Origin of the sequence: Marinobacter salinexigens (assembly GCF_008370345.1) — a bacterium.
GTDB lineage: Bacteria > Pseudomonadota > Gammaproteobacteria > Pseudomonadales > Oleiphilaceae > Marinobacter > Marinobacter salinexigens.
Map to the genome: position 1 here is coordinate 1 of NZ_VTUU01000023.1, position 1,453 is coordinate 1,453.

Annotated in this window: 1 protein-coding gene; it reads right to left on the reverse strand. The window is 44.2% G+C overall.

The features are described 5' to 3' along the window. Positions 1 to 1,048: 1,048 nt before the first annotated feature. Positions 1,049 to 1,453: YTH domain-containing protein (locus FWJ25_RS20515; RefSeq protein WP_149601844.1), on the reverse strand; the 405-nt coding region annotated here is incomplete at its 5' end.

The window sequence follows — 1,453 nt, forward strand, 5'->3', positions numbered from 1 at the left end:
CTCGTCAGTACACTACTTAAAGCTATAAAACCCCATGTTCCTGAACCTAAGGAACAGCCCAAATGAGATAACAGTAACCCAACTCTAAGGCATTAAAGAAAACCAGCACAGTACACTACTTAAAGCTATAAAACCCCATGTTCCTGAACCTAAGGAACAGCCCAAATGAGATAACAGTAACCCAACTCTAAGKCATTAAAGAAAACCAGCAACTTCACMAMACACCMGWGGCTATGGAGGCTTTWATTGCMYAAGATCTCAAAAGCCCCCGCCMCCAACAATGTAAATCCTCTGCAGCCWTGCAAATATGGGTTCMGGACACCCAAGTATAATAATGACATTTATTTTCTCAGCCAACAAAAAGGTTTTCTGAAACCACTCCTACACAATTSCAATAGCTACAGCTGATGAACAAGGGGGCCAAATCAACCTAACATCCATTAGCAACACCATTCGCAATAGCCCGCTTCKCTGTTACTGGCTTAGCAATCTTCAAGGCATCACCAGCTGCTGCARCCACACCATTTTCCTCAGATAGCTTTCGTTCCCCAAGGCCACCTTGTGGCACATCCTTGTTCAAAATTGAAACCGATTCCAAAGGTTTCTGCAATCTGGGCTTCCCATTTGGCCCATCCTTTTCTATCTCCCCAGCAACAGCATCAGAAGTTTTTCCATCCCTTCCTTAAAAATCTTCAGCATGCTTTGCCTTTTTCTCTTGCATCACTTTCTGGCGGTTCTCATAGAACATGAAATCGTCCAGAATGGATGTCTTACTGACATGTTCCTTAAAAATCTTCAGCATTTGAAGACCCTGCTCCAGTTTTACCTCCTGAGTGTCCCGACTGTTTGATCTTGCTGCCAGTACTCAACGGTCTTGTTAAAATCAACTCGACCCACTGTTAGGTACATCCTTAACAATGTGCCACTTGACAGGGAAGCAACCATTCCACTTATCTTGCTGCCAGTACTCAACGGTCTTGTTAAAATCAACTCGACCCACCATTTCCGCAACACCAACAAATTGCCCACTGGTGTTGACAGAGAGATGCTAAAAGACAGGGCATCCATCAGCTTTCTCCTGAGCTTCCTGATATCCAGCATCCAGCTTGTTGTTTCCATTGGGGGTGCTGGCCCAGACATTGTATTTGATGCTCTTATGAATATCATCCTCGCTGTATGATTTAATGATGAAGAACTTTGCATCGGTGTATTTCTCAGGGAAATCAGCCAGGTTGTATTGTTCCTTATCCGGTATTATACTAGAATCCTCATTCCCAATTGAAGAGAGGTTCTGCCCCTTTACAGCAATTTTAACAGGTCCAAATGTCTTTTGGTTTTTGAAGCGCCCTGCCCTAGGCCCTCTGTTCAGCTCCGTAAATCCATCTTGGTTCTCATTGCCATAACCATAATATCCATTGCCTCGGCCCCGAGGTTTGTACTTGCTATCCACAGC